General features: G+C 69.9%; 20 protein-coding genes. 10 read left to right on the top strand and 10 right to left on the bottom strand.

What is annotated here, in order from left to right:
- Window position 1: 1 nt before the first annotated feature.
- Window positions 2-283, top strand: a complete 282-nt coding sequence (locus I7X12_RS13795; RefSeq protein WP_198060644.1) for a cytochrome C oxidase subunit IV family protein — start codon at window positions 2-4, stop codon at window positions 281-283.
- Window positions 284-387: 104 nt separating this feature from the next.
- Complete coding sequence (locus tag I7X12_RS13790; protein WP_198060643.1) at window positions 388-1,554, top strand: LEA type 2 family protein; 1,167 nt, start codon at window positions 388-390, stop codon at window positions 1,552-1,554.
- Between the two features lie 27 nt (window positions 1,555-1,581).
- Here the strand turns inward: I7X12_RS13790 and I7X12_RS13785 are convergent, their stop codons facing one another.
- Together I7X12_RS13785 and I7X12_RS13780 are read right to left on the bottom strand one after the other, a co-directional pair.
- Window positions 1,582-2,286, bottom strand: a complete 705-nt coding sequence (locus tag I7X12_RS13785; RefSeq protein WP_198060642.1) for a DUF7546 family protein — start codon at window positions 2,284-2,286, stop codon at window positions 1,582-1,584.
- Window positions 2,287-2,289: 3 nt separating this feature from the next.
- Entirely contained in the window at window positions 2,290-2,736 is a 447-nt protein-coding gene (locus I7X12_RS13780) for a hypothetical protein (RefSeq protein ID WP_232342849.1), read from the bottom strand.
- A 117-nt stretch (window positions 2,737-2,853) separates the two neighbouring features.
- On the opposite strand from I7X12_RS13780, the gene I7X12_RS13775 reads away from it, so the two are divergent.
- Window positions 2,854-3,600, top strand: a complete 747-nt coding sequence (locus tag I7X12_RS13775) for a DUF5806 family protein (RefSeq protein WP_198060640.1) — start codon at window positions 2,854-2,856, stop codon at window positions 3,598-3,600.
- Between the two features lie 39 nt (window positions 3,601-3,639).
- Window positions 3,640-4,035, top strand: a complete 396-nt coding sequence (locus I7X12_RS13770; protein WP_198060639.1) for a hypothetical protein — start codon at window positions 3,640-3,642, stop codon at window positions 4,033-4,035.
- A gap of 53 nt (window positions 4,036-4,088) precedes the next feature.
- Here I7X12_RS13770 and I7X12_RS13765 read toward each other — a convergent pair whose 3' ends face one another.
- The 3 genes from I7X12_RS13765 to I7X12_RS13755 form a co-directional block, all read right to left on the bottom strand.
- Entirely contained in the window at window positions 4,089-5,510 is a 1,422-nt protein-coding gene (locus tag I7X12_RS13765) for a dihydroorotase (RefSeq protein WP_198060638.1), read from the bottom strand.
- Between the two features lie 80 nt (window positions 5,511-5,590).
- Window positions 5,591-6,289 (bottom strand): lipoate--protein ligase family protein, encoded by a 699-nt coding sequence (locus I7X12_RS13760; protein WP_198060637.1) that lies wholly within the window; start codon window positions 6,287-6,289, stop codon window positions 5,591-5,593.
- Window positions 6,290-6,331: 42 nt separating this feature from the next.
- The gene (locus I7X12_RS13755; RefSeq protein WP_198060636.1) at window positions 6,332-6,796 is read right to left on the bottom strand and encodes a hypothetical protein; all 465 of its coding nucleotides are present in this window, start codon (window positions 6,794-6,796) and stop codon (window positions 6,332-6,334) included.
- 52 nt (window positions 6,797-6,848) lie between these two features.
- Here I7X12_RS13755 and I7X12_RS13750 point away from each other — a divergent pair, with 52 nt between their 5' ends.
- Complete coding sequence (locus I7X12_RS13750) at window positions 6,849-7,787, top strand: hypothetical protein (protein ID WP_198060635.1); 939 nt, start codon at window positions 6,849-6,851, stop codon at window positions 7,785-7,787.
- Between the two features lie 12 nt (window positions 7,788-7,799).
- On the opposite strand, the gene I7X12_RS13745 is transcribed toward I7X12_RS13750, so the two are convergent.
- The 3 genes from I7X12_RS13745 to I7X12_RS13735 form a co-directional block, all read right to left on the bottom strand.
- Window positions 7,800-8,312 carry a GNAT family N-acetyltransferase gene (locus tag I7X12_RS13745; RefSeq protein WP_198060634.1) on the bottom strand — a complete coding sequence of 171 codons (513 nt, stop codon included), beginning with the start codon at window positions 8,310-8,312 and terminating at the stop codon, window positions 7,800-7,802.
- A complete protein-coding gene (locus I7X12_RS13740; RefSeq protein ID WP_198060633.1) occupies window positions 8,313-8,885 on the bottom strand; it encodes a cysteine hydrolase family protein in 573 nt (190 codons plus the stop codon). It lies immediately after the preceding gene.
- A gap of 79 nt (window positions 8,886-8,964) precedes the next feature.
- A complete protein-coding gene (locus I7X12_RS13735; RefSeq protein WP_198060632.1) occupies window positions 8,965-9,510 on the bottom strand; it encodes a CDP-2,3-bis-(O-geranylgeranyl)-sn-glycerol synthase in 546 nt (181 codons plus the stop codon).
- 165 nt (window positions 9,511-9,675) lie between these two features.
- Here I7X12_RS13735 and I7X12_RS13730 point away from each other — a divergent pair, with 165 nt between their 5' ends.
- Both I7X12_RS13730 and I7X12_RS13725 read left to right on the top strand, forming a co-directional pair.
- Window positions 9,676-10,512 (top strand): proline dehydrogenase family protein, encoded by an 837-nt coding sequence (locus I7X12_RS13730; RefSeq protein ID WP_198060631.1) that lies wholly within the window; start codon window positions 9,676-9,678, stop codon window positions 10,510-10,512.
- Between the two features lie 115 nt (window positions 10,513-10,627).
- On the top strand, window positions 10,628-11,272 hold the full coding sequence (locus tag I7X12_RS13725; RefSeq protein ID WP_198060630.1) for a DUF502 domain-containing protein: 645 nt from the start codon (window positions 10,628-10,630) through the stop codon (window positions 11,270-11,272).
- Window positions 11,273-11,384: 112 nt separating this feature from the next.
- Here I7X12_RS13725 and I7X12_RS13720 read toward each other — a convergent pair whose 3' ends face one another.
- Complete coding sequence (locus I7X12_RS13720; RefSeq protein WP_198060629.1) at window positions 11,385-11,939, bottom strand: CBS domain-containing protein; 555 nt, start codon at window positions 11,937-11,939, stop codon at window positions 11,385-11,387.
- Between the two features lie 213 nt (window positions 11,940-12,152).
- On the opposite strand from I7X12_RS13720, the gene I7X12_RS13715 reads away from it, so the two are divergent.
- The 3 genes from I7X12_RS13715 to I7X12_RS13705 all read left to right on the top strand — a co-directional run bounded on the left by I7X12_RS13715 (window position 12,153) and on the right by I7X12_RS13705 (window position 14,334).
- Complete coding sequence (locus tag I7X12_RS13715; RefSeq protein ID WP_198060628.1) at window positions 12,153-12,884, top strand: diphthine--ammonia ligase; 732 nt, start codon at window positions 12,153-12,155, stop codon at window positions 12,882-12,884.
- 196 nt (window positions 12,885-13,080) lie between these two features.
- A complete protein-coding gene (locus I7X12_RS13710) occupies window positions 13,081-13,347 on the top strand; it encodes a hypothetical protein (RefSeq protein ID WP_198060627.1) in 267 nt (88 codons plus the stop codon).
- A 345-nt stretch (window positions 13,348-13,692) separates the two neighbouring features.
- Window positions 13,693-14,334, top strand: coding sequence for a ThuA domain-containing protein (locus I7X12_RS13705; RefSeq protein WP_198060626.1), 642 nt, complete (start codon window positions 13,693-13,695; stop codon window positions 14,332-14,334).
- 31 nt (window positions 14,335-14,365) lie between these two features.
- On the opposite strand, the gene I7X12_RS13700 is transcribed toward I7X12_RS13705, so the two are convergent.
- Window positions 14,366-15,334 (bottom strand): hypothetical protein, encoded by a 969-nt coding sequence (locus I7X12_RS13700; protein WP_198060625.1) that lies wholly within the window; start codon window positions 15,332-15,334, stop codon window positions 14,366-14,368.
- Window positions 15,335-15,359: the final 25 nt, after the last annotated feature.

The raw sequence follows: 15,359 nt of genomic DNA, 5'->3' as shown, positions 1-15,359 counted from the left end.
CATGGCACGATTCAAACTGTACACGGCGATATTCGTGGTACTGATGGGCCTGTCGACGACGCAGGCGGTCGTCGAGCGGACGGGCATGGTCGACTTCGACGCACCGGGGACCTACTGGACGGCGTTCGGCGTCATCCTCGTCCTCTCGTTCGTCAAGGCGACGTTCGTCGCGACCTACTACATGCACCTCCGGTGGGAACCCCGGTCGGTCACCTACCTGTTCCTCGGCGGGCTGTTCGTCGCGCTCGCGCTGACGACCGCCGCGGCCTACTCGATCCTGTAGCGGTCGCGCGGTCGCCGCTCCGGGGGCCCGTCGAACCGCCGCCCGAACCCGTTCGGATCCGATCGCCAGCGTTTATCCGCTCGACGCTATCTGTCCGTCCAGTCATGTCAGAGGCTGGTCCGGCGGGTTCGGGAGCGGAGAGCGCGGAGGGGGGCTGGAGGTCGCGACTCGCCGCGCTCGTCGGCACCTGGCCGCGGAGGATCGCCACCGGACTGGGCGCGCTGGTGGGGCTGTTCGTCCTGCTGTACCTGCTCGGCATCGTCGGGGCGCCGAGCGCGGGGCTGGTCGACCGCGGCGACTGGGGGGAAGTGACCGACGAGCGCACGGAGATCGTCACGACCGTGTGGGTGAACAACCCGAACCCCGTCGGCGTCTCGCTCGGCGACACGGTCACCGCCGATTACGACATCTCTCTCAACGACGTGTTGCTCGCTGAGGGGACGAAGTCGAACATCACCGTCCCGAGGGGCAACAGCACCGAGCAGTTGCGGACGGACGTGCTGAACGACCGCCTGGCGGACTGGTGGGTGAGATACGTCCGGAGCAACGAGACCGTCGCCGTCGACGCCAACGCGACGCTCCGCGTCGATACGCCGCTCCCGGTGACCTACGACGTCCACCGGAACCGAACGATGCTGACGGAGTCGACGCCGGTGATCGACTCGCTGTCGGCCTCGGCCAACCGGACCAGCGGCACCTACACGCGGTCGGTCGGCGCGGGCGAGGCGTCCGACTCGCTGTTGGAAGGCACCGGACTGAGCGAGACCGGGAGTCTCACCGTCGGCTACGAGATCGAACGCGGCTGGGCCACCTGGGGCGAGGTGACGGCGAACCGGACGACCGTCGTCTTCCACATGCGGGTCCACAACCCCGGCGACGTGCCCGTACCGGGCTCACCGGAGGGGATCGGCGTCAGCATCGACCTGAACGACGTCCCGACGTTCGAGGCCGACGGCGGGTCGCTCTCGGCGCGCAACGCCGAATCGCCGCTGTTGATAGGGCCGAACGAGACGCGGGAGGTCGCCTTCGCGGTGACGATGGACAACGACCGCGTCGACGAGTGGTTCACCAGCCACGTCCGCAACGGCGAGCGGACGACCGTCGAGTCGCGGGTCCAGCTCGTCCTCGCCAACCCCGTGACCGGCGACTCGCTGCGGATCCCCCGCGACTCGGCCACGGTGTACGACTGCTCGTTCCAGACGGCGATCCTCGTCGACGGCCAGAACACGTCTTCGGACTGCGAACCGCCGCGCGTGCCAAGCGGGCCCTGAGGGCCCCGCTCGACACCGTTTCGTCCATCATCCGTCCGCCTCGTCGCGCCCACCGGGGAGCGACGGGGCTCCCGGCCGCCAGTACAGCAGCGCCACCGACGCGAGGAAGGCGACCGTCGAGATGTCGACCGAGTAGGCGATAGCGGTCGACATGAGCGTGACCCACCCGCCGAGGACGCCGGTGACGGCGGACGCGAAGATCGGGGCGGAACAGCTGAGACAGGAGACGAAGCCGAGCGTGCCCGACGCGACGACGCCGGTGGCGTCGACGAGCGCGGCGTAGACGAGGTAGGTGAGCCCCAGATAGCCGATCACGCGGTACGGGACGAACGAAACGTAGAACGTCTCGGTGATCAGGCGGACCCGTCCCCAGCCGGGCGAGCCGGCGCCGACGCTGAGTCCGAGGACGCCGTCGGGGATCGGGTGGTGGCCACCGACTGTCAGCCCGATCAGGGCCGCCCAGTTGGCCAGCAACAGGAAGTAGCCGACTGCGAGCGCGCCCGCGAAGAGATGTCGGCGCGGTGGTGCCGACGGCATCGGGGTGCGGTAGGCGGCGACGAGGACGGCGTCGATCCAGACGAACGGGTAGAGCACGTAGCGCGGGACGGTGACGGTCCCCGGCGTGGCGAGGAAGTAGCCGACGACGAGGACGCCCTCAAGGGCGACGACTGCGGCCAGCAGTCCCGCGCCGGCCGGCAAGGACGGCGCTCGGTCGCGCGTCGAGTGGGCCATCGATCACCCGGTCGTGACGAGGACGACGGTGATCGCGAGGACGGCGAGCATGCCCGTGGCGACGGCGCTGCCCGCCGCCGCCTGCGCGCTCGGGCGACCGTTGTCGCGCATCGCGACGTAGACGCCGGCGACGAGGAACCCGGCGACCAGCGCGACGACGGCGCCGATGACGACCGGTCCGGTGATCGCCCCGCCGGCGTAGGCCATCGCGCCGAACATGAACCCGAGCACGAGCGCGATGTAGGTGGCCGTCCACGTGCTCGTCCGCCCGGCGAACTCGGTCAGCCCCGGGGCCGGTCGCTCGCCGGCGGCGACTGCGACGGCGGCTCGCGGGACGTAGCGGCGCCACCGACGCGACCGGAGGACGAACAGGACGACCCCGACCCCGAGCAGCCCCATCAGTACCGTGCTCGCGAGGTAGGTCGTGTTTGCCATGGTACGTTCCCACACACAACTTTTCACCCAGCATTTATAATTATTCTTTTAACGAAACCGAGAAGAACGCCGGTCCCACCGCACGGTGCCGACGCCGACACGCTTTTTCGGGACCGCGACACAGAAGGGACCATGACCGACGGACCCGAAGCGGGCGAGGGTGACGGGCTCGGGGCGGAGTCGACCGAGAGGGAGGGAGAGCCACGGAACCAGACCACCGACGCACGATCGACCGACGGCACCGAGGCCGACGGCACCGGACCGACGGACCCAGCCGAACCCGACGCGAGCGGTGTCGATACCGACGCGCCGGCCGCCCCGGATCCGGATCTACCGCCGGACGTGGCCAAGTACGACCGCTTCAAGAAGATCGACGGCGGCACCTACGACCGCGCCAACGACTTCCTGCGCGACCGGACGTACGTCACCGCCCGCGAGTGGGCCATCGCTCGGCTCTGCGCCGACTTTCGCACCGAGACCGGCGTCGAGATGACGAAGATCGGCGAGAACCTCCCCGAACTCGTCCCCTTTATGACCGACACGTACACGCCCCAGGCCGTCAACCAGGCCCGCGCCTCCTTCGAGGAGAAGGTCCGCAAGGCCGGCGCGACCTTCCTCTACGGGGCGATGTGCGACTTCTTCACCGCCGAGGAGCTGGACGACGTGATGTACGAGGCCACCGAGGTCGCGAAGTTCCTGCTCGAAGTGGAGGGCGTCGAGCTCTCCGTCGAGGAGGAGCTGGCGGCCGAGGACGAGATCTCCGAGGTGATGCGCGAGGTCCGCGAACACTCCGCGGCGCTGCGCCACGACGAGGTAGAGTGTCCCGACTGCGGCCACCACTTCGAGGCCACCGCCGCCGACGCCGTCGACGACGACTGAGCGTCGTCCTTTATTTGGCGTCCTGTTCTACGGACGGGTATGGACACCGCCCGACGCGTCGTCCTCCTCGAAGGCACCATGGGAACCCTCTGGATCGCGCTCGGCGTCGTGAACGTCGGGCTCGCGGGGCTGCGCGCGGCGTGGTGGGTCGCATTCGCGGCGGCGGTCGCGACGGTCGCCGTCGCGTACACCGACGAACACGACCTGTTCGGCTGGGGCGACTGGCGGCGCTACGCCGCGGCGACCGTCGGTGTCGTGGCCGCCGCAGTCGCCGTCGGCCTCGTCGCCGTCGCGACTGACCTAGTCGTCCTGACGGTCGTCAGCGCCGGGCTCGCGGGGATGGGTGCCGGCTTGCTCTGTTACCGGTTCGTCTTCGGCGTCGTGCGCCCGGTGCCGAAGTCGCGACTCGACGCCGCGCGGGAGCGGGCGGTCTGAAAAACAAGCCGGAGAGAAGGTGTGGCCGGCGAGGACGAGAGGGAAAGTACCGCTCAGCGCTGCTCGTCGTCGGGACGCTCCTCGACGACTTCGGCGGCGAGGTCGGCGATCGATTCGGTCTCTTCGCCGCGGGTGACCGGTCCCGACTCTGAGGCACGGTCGGCGTTCGCTTCGGCCGCCGTGCGGACGTTCCGCCCGCCGGCGTCGCCGAAGGTCTCGCTCGCGCCGCCGGGGCGGTCGTCGGAATCGCGCTCGTAGACGACCGAGCCCCGAACCAGCGTCAGTTCGGGGAAGACGGCCTCGTGACCCTCGAAGGGCGTCCAGTCGCACTTGGTGTGCAGCCGGTCGGCGCGGATCGGGTGGGTCTTGCCGGGGTCGACCAGCACGAGGTCGGCGTCCATGCCCTCCGCGACGCGGCCCTTCGACGGCAGGTCGAACACCTCGGCGGGGTTGGCGGCGGTCAGGTCGCGGACGCGCTCGTAGGTCAGGTCGCCGGTGCGGGCGTCGGCGAGCAGGAGCGGTAGCGCGGTCTCGACGCCGGGGACGCCCGACGGCGCGTCCCAGATCGCGGCGTCTTTCTCCGCGGCGGTATGCGGAGCGTGGTCCGTCGCGACCATGTCGACGGTGCCGTCGACGACGCGGTCGTACACCTTCTGACGGCGCTTCTCGCGGCGCAGCGGCGGGTTCATCCGCCCGTGGGTGCCGAGCTCGCGCAGGTCGTTGCGCGAGAGGTACATGTGGTGGGGCGTGACCTCACAGGTCATCCCGGCCTCGCTCGCGATATCGATCCCCTTCGGCGTCGAGGTATGAGCGACGTGGATCTCGGTATCGCGCTCGGCGGCGACTTCGCAGGCCCGCTCGACGGCGGCGGCCTCCGCGCGGGCGGTGCGGTAGGCGCTCCAGGCGTCGGCGTCGTCGCGCTCCTGCGCGGAGACGTTGAACAGGCTCGCGTCCTCGGCGTGGACGGTGACGGTCACGTCGCGGGCGTCGGCCTCGGCGAGCGCGTCGAGAAAGAGCGGTTCCTCGACGCCCATGTTGCCCGTCGAGTCGGCGAGGAACACCTCACCGAGCGCGAAGACGTCGCGGTCGAGCAGCGAGTCGGGGTCCCAGTCGGCGGTGACGCCGCCGTTGAGCCCGAAGTCGACCAGCGAGTCGGCCGCCAGCGTCGCCTTCTCGCCGAAGGCGTCCCCGTCGACGGTCGGCGGCGAGGTGTTTGGCTGGTCGACGACGGTCGTCACGCCGCCGGCGGCGGCGCTCGCCGAACCCGTCGTCCAGTCCTCCTTGTGCGAGTCGCCGGGCTCGCGGAAGTGGACGTGTGCGTCGATCATCCCCGGGAGCAGGCGCTTGCCGGTCGCGTCGACCGTCCGCTCGTCCTCCCGGACACCCAGATCCTCCCCGACCGCGGCGACGGTCTCGCCCGACACGCGGACGTCCCGCCGCCGGCCGTCCGCGAGCGTCGCGTTCCGGAACAGCATACCCCACCTCAAACGCCCGGTACCCTAAGTTCACTGGTTTCCTGCAGCCCGATTGGCACGTGTTCGGTGGGAAGCGGAGCTTAGCCGACCCGTTCGATCGTCGTCGGTCCCGTGCCCGCGCCGACCAGCGCCGACTCGACTGCTGCGACGACCGCGTCCGGGTCACTCACGCCCCCCGCCCGCCCGACGCTCCCGACCGTCTCGGGGTCGAAGGGCACGTCCAGCGCCGCGTAGACCGGGTCGAGCACCGACGCGATCTCGTCGTGGTCGCGGACGAGGAGCACGCCCGCGACGACGGCCGCGTCGGCACGGACCCGCTGGGCCAGGCCGGCGAGTTTCCGGGCTCGGCCACCCGAATCGGCCTGGACCGAGTGCGTCCCCGGACAGAACGAGTCGGCCGGTTCGCCCTCGCTGGCGTCGACGCCCAGCGAGTCCAGGGCGGCGAGCAGGTCGGCGGTGGCAGCGTCGTAGCGATCGCTCAGTCCCGAGCGCGGGTCGTCGACCGGCGTCACGCGGGCGAACGCCACCGTCGACCCGGTGTAGGCGACCGCACGGCCGCCGACCTCCCGCTCGACCGCCGGGAATCCGCGCTCCTCGGCGAGTTCGTGGGCCGTCTCGTATCTCTCTGCGCGTGCGTCGCGACGGCCGAACGCGACCTGCCGGTGGGGTCGCCAGACTCGCACGGCCGGCTCGCGGTCGGCGGCGACCCGGTCGACCAGTCGGTCCGAGACCGTCCGGTCGGCGTCGATGGCGTCGGCCCGACCGCGGTAGACACGCATACTCGGTTCTAGAGGCGTCGCGGAAAAGCGCCTCCGATCTCGTCACTCTCCACCGAAGACGCCGTACCACCCGCCGAGAGCGGTGATCACGAGTCCGGCGACGAAACTGACGCCTCCCAGCACCAGCGAAGCGTCGACGAAGCCGCCGGTCCCCCAGCTCCGGTTGAGACGGTACCACGTCGAGCCGTCGCGCACGTAGACCGCCTCTGGCGAGGACTCCAGCGCCGGGTACAGCGTCTCGTCGATCACCGCCGTGCGTGTCCGAACGGACTCGCCGTCGTCGCCAGCGCCCGCCTCCCGGATCTCCGCGACGACGCTGTCGGGGATCGCCGAGGCGTTCACCGTCGTCGGACTGTCCCACGACGCGTCTTCGGACGGTGGCTCGTCGGTCCAGACCTGGAATCTGACCGGGTCGCCGTCGGGCGTCTGGAACTGGGCGAGCGCCGGGACCGTCATCAGTCCCACGCCGACGAGGACGGCCACGAGGGCGGCGATGCGCCGGTTCACGGTCCGGATCGGAAGCGCGACCGTAATGTGTCTTCTCCCCTAACCGCCGCCGATGACCGTCACGCTGTCCGCCGGCGCGCTCGCGCCGTTCCGGCGGGTCACGCTCTACAACTCCCCCTTCGCCGCTCACGAGCGGGGCTGCGCCGTCGACCTGTACCCCGGCGACGAGCGCGGCGACGCCCTCCAGCCGAACCCCGAGGACGGTCCCCGGATCGACGCGCCCTCGCCCGTCGCCGGCGAGGTCGTCGAGACGCGGACGGTGCGAGCCCCCTCGCGACCCTACGCGGCCGACGAGGACCACCTGATCCTCGTCGACACCGGCGAGCGCGTGGCCCGCCTCCTGCACGTCGAGCCCGCGGTTTCGGCGGGCGAGCGCGTCGCGGTCGGCGACTCGCTGGGCCGGCTCGTCCGCGCCGGCTTCTTCGCGCCGTGGGTCGCCAACCACGTTCATCTGGGGTTTCGCGAGCACGGCGCGAACCACCACCGCGCCACCGGCTCGCTGCCGCTCGAACTCGACCCCGAACTGGCGGTCGAGGCTCTCCCGTGGGACGGAACCGGGACCGTCGTCGCCGCCGGCGACACGTACGCCGTCCTCGATTCGCCCGTGCATCCGGCACCGGGCGAACGCTTCGCCGGTCTCGCAGCCACCGATGTGGACGGGGAACTGCTGGGCATCCTCGACGGCGGACTCCCGCACTACGACTGCGGTGGGCTGCTCCGTCGTCGCGACGCGACCGGCGAGGTCGACGGCCGAGACGGCGCCGGCACGGACGACCCCGCGGACGTGTTCCTCTGCGGCGAGCGCGTCGGACGCGCCGAAGGCCGGGACGTGACCTGGGCCGACCTGACCGTGCTGGCGAACGGCGAGCCCGTTCGGGGCATCGCGCTCGCGCTCGGTCGCGACCACGCCGGCGCGAAGTTCGTCGGCGAGGGGATCGACCTGCCGGTCGGCGCCGAGGTGACCGTCGAGATAGAACCGCACGAGCCGTAGCGACCGAAGCGGTCAGTCGGAGCTACCCAGCGCCTTCTCGAAGCGGATCAGTTCGTACTCCCCCTCGGTCCGGTGGTCGGTGCCCTCGTAGCCCCGTGCCCGATAGAACCGGACCGCCGACCGCTGGCGCTGGGCCGTCCAGAGGAAGACCCGGTCGAGCCCGCGCTCGCGAGCCGCGTCCTCCAGCCCGGCGACCACGCGGTCGCCGTGGCCCGTCCGCTGGTGGTCCGGGTCGACCGCGATCCGCAGGAGTTCGCCCGCGTCGTCGGGGATCCCCTCGTCTTCGACCGCCAGCCCGCCTATCGCCACCACCTCGCCGTCGGATTCCACGACGAGGAACTCCCCGCCCGGATCGAGGTAGTTGGCCTCGATATCGCGGATGTCGTCGTTGTCGGGCACGTCTTCGGGGTTCGACCCCGCCGCGCGCAACGCGGTGCGGTGGAGGTCCCAGACGACATCGCGGTCCCGGGGCTCGTACCGTCGGAGCCGACCGGCCGCCGCGTCGCTGTCGGCGTTCGACCCCATTCAGACGAACTCGATGTCCGCCAGCGGCGTGACTTCGCCGAACAGGAAGTCGGCGTGTTCGAGCGCGTACTCGCGATGGCCCGCTTCGATGTGGCCGACGGCGTCCTCGACCAGCACCGGCCGGAAGTCGCGCAGACCGGCGCTGGAGGCGGTGTGCAGCACGCAGACGTTCGCCAGCGTCCCGCAGATCACCAGGTCGTCGATGCCGTGGGCGTCGAGCCACGCTTCGAGCTGGGTCTGATAGAACGCGTCGTACGTGTGTTTCACGACGACGAGATCGTCCTCCCTGGGTTCGAGATCGTCGACGATCTCGGCCTCCCACGAGCCTTCGAGGACGTGCTCGCCCCAGCGCTCGAACTCGTCGTAGTAGTGGGCGTCGTCGAACTGCTCCGGCGGGTGTACGTCGCGGGTCCAGACGACCTCGGCGCCCGCCTCGCGGGCCGACGACACGGCCTCGCTCACGGGTTCGATGGCGTCCTCGCTGCCCGGCGCGTGGAGGCTGCCGTCCGGGTGGCAGAAGCCGTTCTGCATGTCCACCGCGACGACCGCGGCGCTGTCGGCGTCGAGTTGCATGACTAGGCGACCGTAGGTGGCGCCGAAGCAAAAGCCCTGCTGGGACGGACCCGGCCGAGCCGCGGACGGAACCGGACGGCTACCAGGGTTCGTCTTTCGCGCCGACGAGGTAGGCGATCCCGTTGGTGACGACGTGCAACAGCGGCGTCACGATCAGGACGGTGGCGAGCACCGGCGGGGTGAACGTCGCGGCCACCCACTCGAAGTCGAGGACGGCGGCGAGCCCGAGCGCGCCGACGACGAAGTCGAGCTGGTCGAGGCCCGGGAACGGGGCGCCGCGCTCGCGGCCGCTGCGCCGTTTGACGAACGACGCGCCGATGTCGCCGGCCATCGCGCCCAGCGCCAGGCCCACGGCGGCCGGGAGCGGGAACTCCACCGCGGGGACGCTCAACAGGTCCGCGATCGGTCCCGACGCGGCGTTCAGACCGAACGCGAGCGCGACGCCGGCGGCGGTGCCGGCGGCGGTCCCGCGCCAGGTCTTCCCGTCACCGAGGACGCGCCGACCGCCCCAGGTGCGCCCGCCGTCGATGGGGCGGCCGCCGCCCGCCAGCACCGCCGCGTTGTTCGGCACGTACGCGGGCAACATCGCCCACAGCGCCGTCACCACCGCCGTGACCAGGTCCATACCGACGCCGACAGTCCCGTGGTTCTTAAGTCGCCGTGGTTCGCCCCGCCGACAATTTTAGACCGGTCGGCGTCGGCGCCCGGTCCGCGGCCGCACTCCCAGCGCCCCGTCGTCGCCGGACGCGACGCCGATACCCCTTTGCCACTGGCGGCAATACTTACCAGCATGCTTCCGCCGATAGCGAGTCGCTTCGTCGCCGGTGAGACGGCCCCAGTCGCGCTGGAACACGCCCGGGCGACCAACGATCGCGGGGTCGGGGTGATCTTGAATCTGCTCGGCGAGCACTACGACGAGCGCGAGCCCGCCGACGAAGACACCGAGGCCTACTGCGACCTCCTCGACGACCTGGCGCGGACGGACCTGCGGGCGTGCATCTCGGTCAAACCCTCACAGCTGGGGCTCGACGTCGGCGAGGCGGTGTTCAGGGAGAACCTCGCCCGCGTCGTCGAGCGGGCGGACGAACACGGGGAGTTCGTCTGGATCGACATGGAGGACCACACGACGACCGACGCGACGCTGGACGTCTTCGCGGAACACGCCCGCGAGACCGACGGGGCGGTCGGCGTCTGCGTTCAGGCGAATCTCAGACGGACGCGCAAGGACCTCGAACGACTGTCCGACCTGCCGGGGAAGGTCCGGCTGGTGAAAGGCGCGTACGACCCGCCCGAATCGGTGGGGTACCGGGAGAAATCGCGGGTGAACGAGTCGTATCGGGACTGCCTCGAATACATGTTCGAGGCGTTCGACGACGGGGTCGCCGTGGGGAGTCACGACCCGGCGATGATCGCGCTCGCCGAGAAGCTACACGACGAGCACGGGACACCCTACGAGGTGCAGATGCTGATGGGCGTCCGTGAGGACGCCCAGACCGAACTGGCAGGGGACTGTGAAGTCTGGCAGTACGCCCCCTACGGCTCGAAGTGGCTGTCGTACTTCTACCGGCGGGTACTCGAACGGAAGGAGAACCTGGCCTTCGCGCTACGAGCGGTCGTCGCCGGGTAAGCGACGGCCCACTCCGCGGAAGGGTCACCGACGAACGGTCTCGCCGTCGGACGCCGTTCCTGTTCGCGTCCTGAAGGAACACGCTTACTACGTTCCGGCGGGCAGATACCCGCAGATGAGTTCGGCATCCTGGAAGCGCGATTTCGCCAGCGGGCTGGTGATCCTCGTGCCGTTGCTGGTGACGGCATACATCATCGTCTGGATCTACACGGCGCTGGCGGGGCTCCCGTTGCCGGTCGACAGCCACAACGTCACGGTCGGAACCGGCGACGTGGACGTCGGCAGTCCGCTCCGGGTCCTCCTGACGCTCCTCATCTTCGTTCTGGTCGTCTTCTCGCTGGGCTATCTGATGCGGACCACGTTCGGCGACGTCATCGAGAGCGGGATCGACGGCGTCATGAACCAGCTCCCCGGGCTCCGCGTCGTCTACAACGCCTCGAAGATGGCCGTCGAGACGGTCGTCTCCGGCGCCGACGAACTCCAGGAGCCGGTCAAGATCGAAACCTGGCAAGGCATGCGGATGACGGCGTTCAAGACCGGACAGACGACCGAAGACGGCCGCGACGTGCTCTTTCTCCCGACCGCACCGAACATCACCACCGGGTTCGTCGTCGAGGTCGACCCCGACTCCTACGAGGAGACCGACGAACGCGTCGAGGAGGCGCTGACGCGCGTGCTCAGCGCCGGGTTCGGCGAGGCCGAACAGACCTCGATCCCCGTCGACGTCGCCACGGACGGCGACGAAGACGACGAGACGTAGGGGCTGCTCACAGGGAAGGCGGCGACCGAAACGACGGAGTGGCAGTCGAACGGGAGCAGCGCCACGAGAGTCGCGTGTGCGCCGAGCGGGGAGCGCGCCGCGTAACGCCGGTTCAGCTGAGGTGGGCGGCGATGTCGGCTTCGGTGATGATCCCGACGGTCTCGCCGTCTTCGACGACGAGGACGGCGTCGTTGTGGTTGAGGTAGTCGTTTATCTCGTCGATGGTCGCGTCGGGCTCGACGGTCGCGATGGACTCGCGTTTGACCTCGTCGACGGGGTAGTCGCCGACGTTGTCGGCCTCCGAGTCGTCCGAGCGCTGGCGGATGTCCGAGTGGCTGATCAGTCCCAGCGGCGTGCCGTCGCGGACGACCGGCACCTGCGAGAACCCCGGTTCGTCCATCAGCTCCTGAGTCTCGTGGACCGAATCGTCGGGCCTGACGCTCACGATCGGCGAGGTCATCAGGTCCTCCGCACGCAGGATAGCCCCCTCGGCCTCCTGCAGGGCGTTGACGATCCGCCGCAGCGTCGACAGCCGCGGGTCCACGTCTCCGCCCTCGATCCGCGCGATCAGCGGCTGTGACACGTCCGCCCTGTCGGCCAGGTCGCTCTGGGTCAACCCCAACTCGTTCCGCCGCTCCCGCAGGTCCGCCGGCGTCGGTAAATCCATATCTCTGATAACCCTGGGTAATATAAAAAACCTACGCCGACGCACGTGGCGAAATTCCGGCCGGACTGGCCGTCGGCTGCCGCTTCCGGTCGAACCGGTGTGGGCAGACGTCGGGGGACGGCGACCAGGCTCGCTCGGAGCGTGGTCCGCTCGGGCGAGTGACGCGGCGTCGGTTCCGGAGTCGGTAAGTGTGTACGGAGTCCAATCGAGGGTATGACAGACGACGCGGACGGGGGCGGCTGGGTGTCGCTCTTCTCGGGCGGGAAGGACTCCTCGTGGGCGCTGTACCGGGCGCTCGAACGCGGCCTCCCGGTCGAGCGGCTCGTGACCGTCCACCCGGAGGGCGACTCCTACATGTACCACGTGCCGGCGACGCGCCTGGCGAGCCTGGCCGCCGAGAGCGTCGGGATCCCGCTGGTCGAGGTCGAACCCGGCGACTTCGACGCGAGCGAGACGGTCGACTCCGGGGCGCAGGGCGACGCAGAGCTCGAACCGCTGGAGGCCGCGCTGCGGGACATCGATTCGGACCTCCCGGGCGGCCTCGCGGGCGTCACCGCCGGTGCGGTCGAGAGCGAGTACCAGACCTCCCGCATCGAGGCGATGGCCGACCGGCTCGACGCCGAGGTGTTCGCGCCACTGTGGCAACGGGACCCCAGAGAACTCGCCGACGAGATGCTGGCGGCGGGCTTCGAGATCCGGATCGTCCGCGTCGCCGCCGGCGGACTCGACGAGTCCTGGCTCGGCCGCCGCCTCGACGCCGACGCTCTCGACGAACTGGGGGTTCTCAACGAGAAGTACGGCGTCCACGTACTCGGCGAGGGCGGTGAGTTCGAAACCCTGGTCACCGACGGTCCGCACATGGGGCAAGCGATCGAACTGGAGTACGAGACCGAGTGGGACGGAACTCGCGGGACGGTGCGGATCGAGGACGCTCGGCTGGCGTAGCGTCCGCGCGCCCCTGGGCGCGCGGTTCACCGCCGACGCCGTCGAAGACGGCGGAGGCGCTTTTTCACCCACGTTTTTGCCCCGGGTTCTCCGCAGGGAGCGCAGCGACCGAGGAAACCCGGGTGGGAAAAAGGTGGTGGAGGGAGATCTGCCGCGATGACGGCAATTCAAGAGTCCCGACGCCGATCGGACCCGTGTGAACCGGGAGCGACTGGAGTCGGAACTCGAACGCTTCGAGGGTGACGCGGACGCGCGTCAGGTGGTCACTCGACAGGCGCGAGACCTGGCGGACTCGGGGCGGATCGCCGATGACCTGGGGTTCGAGCTCACCGTCGAAGCGGTGCTGGAGAACCTCGACGACGCACCGGCGGACCACTCGCTCGTCGAGCGATGGAACTGGTGGATCGGGTCGCTAGAACTGTCTCACGGCGGCTACGAACAGTTTCAGGTACGGGTGTACTGACCCGCGGCGCCGGTCCAGCCCGAGGCCGGCGTGGGGTCTAGAATACGCTCAGTCCGTGCGTCTCTCGTGCGTGTTCGAGCAGGTCCTCTGTGGTCTCGAACTGTTTCCCACAGCTGCACGTGTGGTATGTCGGAGTCGCGTCCGACGTGGACTGGCGTGTTGCCATGGATCCACCTTCGCACCGGACGTTAATAATTGTTTAGCAGGTATGTGTTCACAGGACATACGATCAGTGCGAACGAGCCACAGACGACGGTCCCGGTGACGTCTACGCGGCCGCCGGCGGTCCCCGAAGCGGCTTCCGGGACCGGTGGAGCTAACCCGGCGAGCGCCGACGGGACGGACATGACACGCGTGCTCGTGGTCGGGGAGAACACCTTCCCGTTCCACGCTATCGACGAGAAGCGCGACGCCTTCGCGGCCGCGCTGGAAGGGTACGACCTGACGATCACGACCGACCGCGACGCCCTGACCGGCGAGTACGACGTGCTCGTCGACTACCTCACGGACTCGTCGCTCACCGACGACCAACTCGACGCGCTGCTGGCCCACGTCGAGGCCGGCGGCGGCTACGTCGGCGTCCACTGCGCCTCCGACCTGACCTCTACGGCGGCCGACGACCCCGACGAACTGCTCGACCCACGCGAGGAGCCGTTCCCGCAACTGCGCGAGCTGATCGGCGGGCACTTCCTCACCCACCCCGAGAATTCGGAGTTCAGCGTCGAAATCGTCGAGGACCACCCGATCACCGAGGGCGTCGAGGACTTCAGCGTCTTCGACGAGCCCTACCAGGTGACGGTCGACGAGGACGTGCAAGTGCTCGCGACGATGGCCCACCCCGACCTCGAGGAGTACCCCGTCGTCTGGACCAACGACGAGGAAGGCCGCGTCGCGTACATCTCGCTGGGCCACACCGACGAGGCGCTCGGCCACGACTCGTTCGTGACGCTGCTGGGCAACGCCGTCGACTGGGCCGACGCGAACTGAACGGCGGGACCGTCCGGGCGGCCTCCGGCCGTCAGTCCGCCGGATTGACGTACAGCCCGTAGCGGTAGTACTCCTCGCCCAGCGCGAGATGCAGCCCGTTCTCGGCGCGGGAACCGGTCTCGGTACCGACGTCTAGCAGGTCGCCGAGCCCCAGATCCGCGATCAGCTCGCGGTAGTCCTCCGACAGCGGCGTCGTCTCCTCGTAGCCGTCGCGGTACAGCATCGGCCGCTGGTCTTCCGAGAGCGTCTCGGGGTCGAGCCGCGCGTCGACCATCTCGCCGTCGAGTGCGCGCTCGAACCCGGCCTCGGAGTCGGCGACCGGGATCGCGACGCCGGTCCTCGCGGGTTCGGCGAACTCGCGGCGCTCGACGGAGACTTCGAGGACGGTTCCGTTGAACTCGACGTGCTCGTGCAGCGGGTCGGGTGCGAACGCGCTCTGTGGCCCCTCGTAGCCCCGGCGGTAGACGTAGCCGCCAGCCTCGACCGCGCCGCCGGGAGCGGTCCCGCCCACCTCGCGGTGGCGGGCGGCGACGTACGCGATCTTGACCGCGCGCTGGTCCAGTCGGGTCAGCGCCGGGAGACGGACCCGACCGGGTGGATCGTCCAGTTCGTCGAGCCGCCCGACCCACTCCAGTCGGAGGACCGGACGTTCGATCCGTTCGAGGCCGGTCGTGACGACGGCGAGTCGGTAGTACGTGTCGTCGCGCTCGACGTACTCGCCGTCGGGAATCGGTCGGTAGCCGTGGGTGGTCGGGCGCTCGCCGGCGACGGCGGCGTCGACGTTCGCCGCGTAGTCGGCGGTCCAGGGACGGGGCTCCTCGGGCGGTTCCCACAGCGCCAGCGGTGCGAGCGACGTGCCGATCCGGTCGGTGTCGAGCGTGTATGTCAGCTGCTGTTCGCCGGAGAGTCCCTCGACGGCAGCGCAGCCGGCCAGGGACGTTCCGGCGGCCAGGCCGGCGGCTGCGAGGAACTCGCGACGGGAGGGCGAGCGGGAGGGCATCGATCGTAGTGTGGGAGTCTCGGTC

Source organism: Halosimplex litoreum (genome assembly GCF_016065055.1).
In the GTDB taxonomy this organism is placed as follows: Archaea; Halobacteriota; Halobacteria; order Halobacteriales; family Haloarculaceae; genus Halosimplex; species Halosimplex litoreum.
This window is presented reverse-complemented; position numbering and strand designations above follow the sequence as displayed.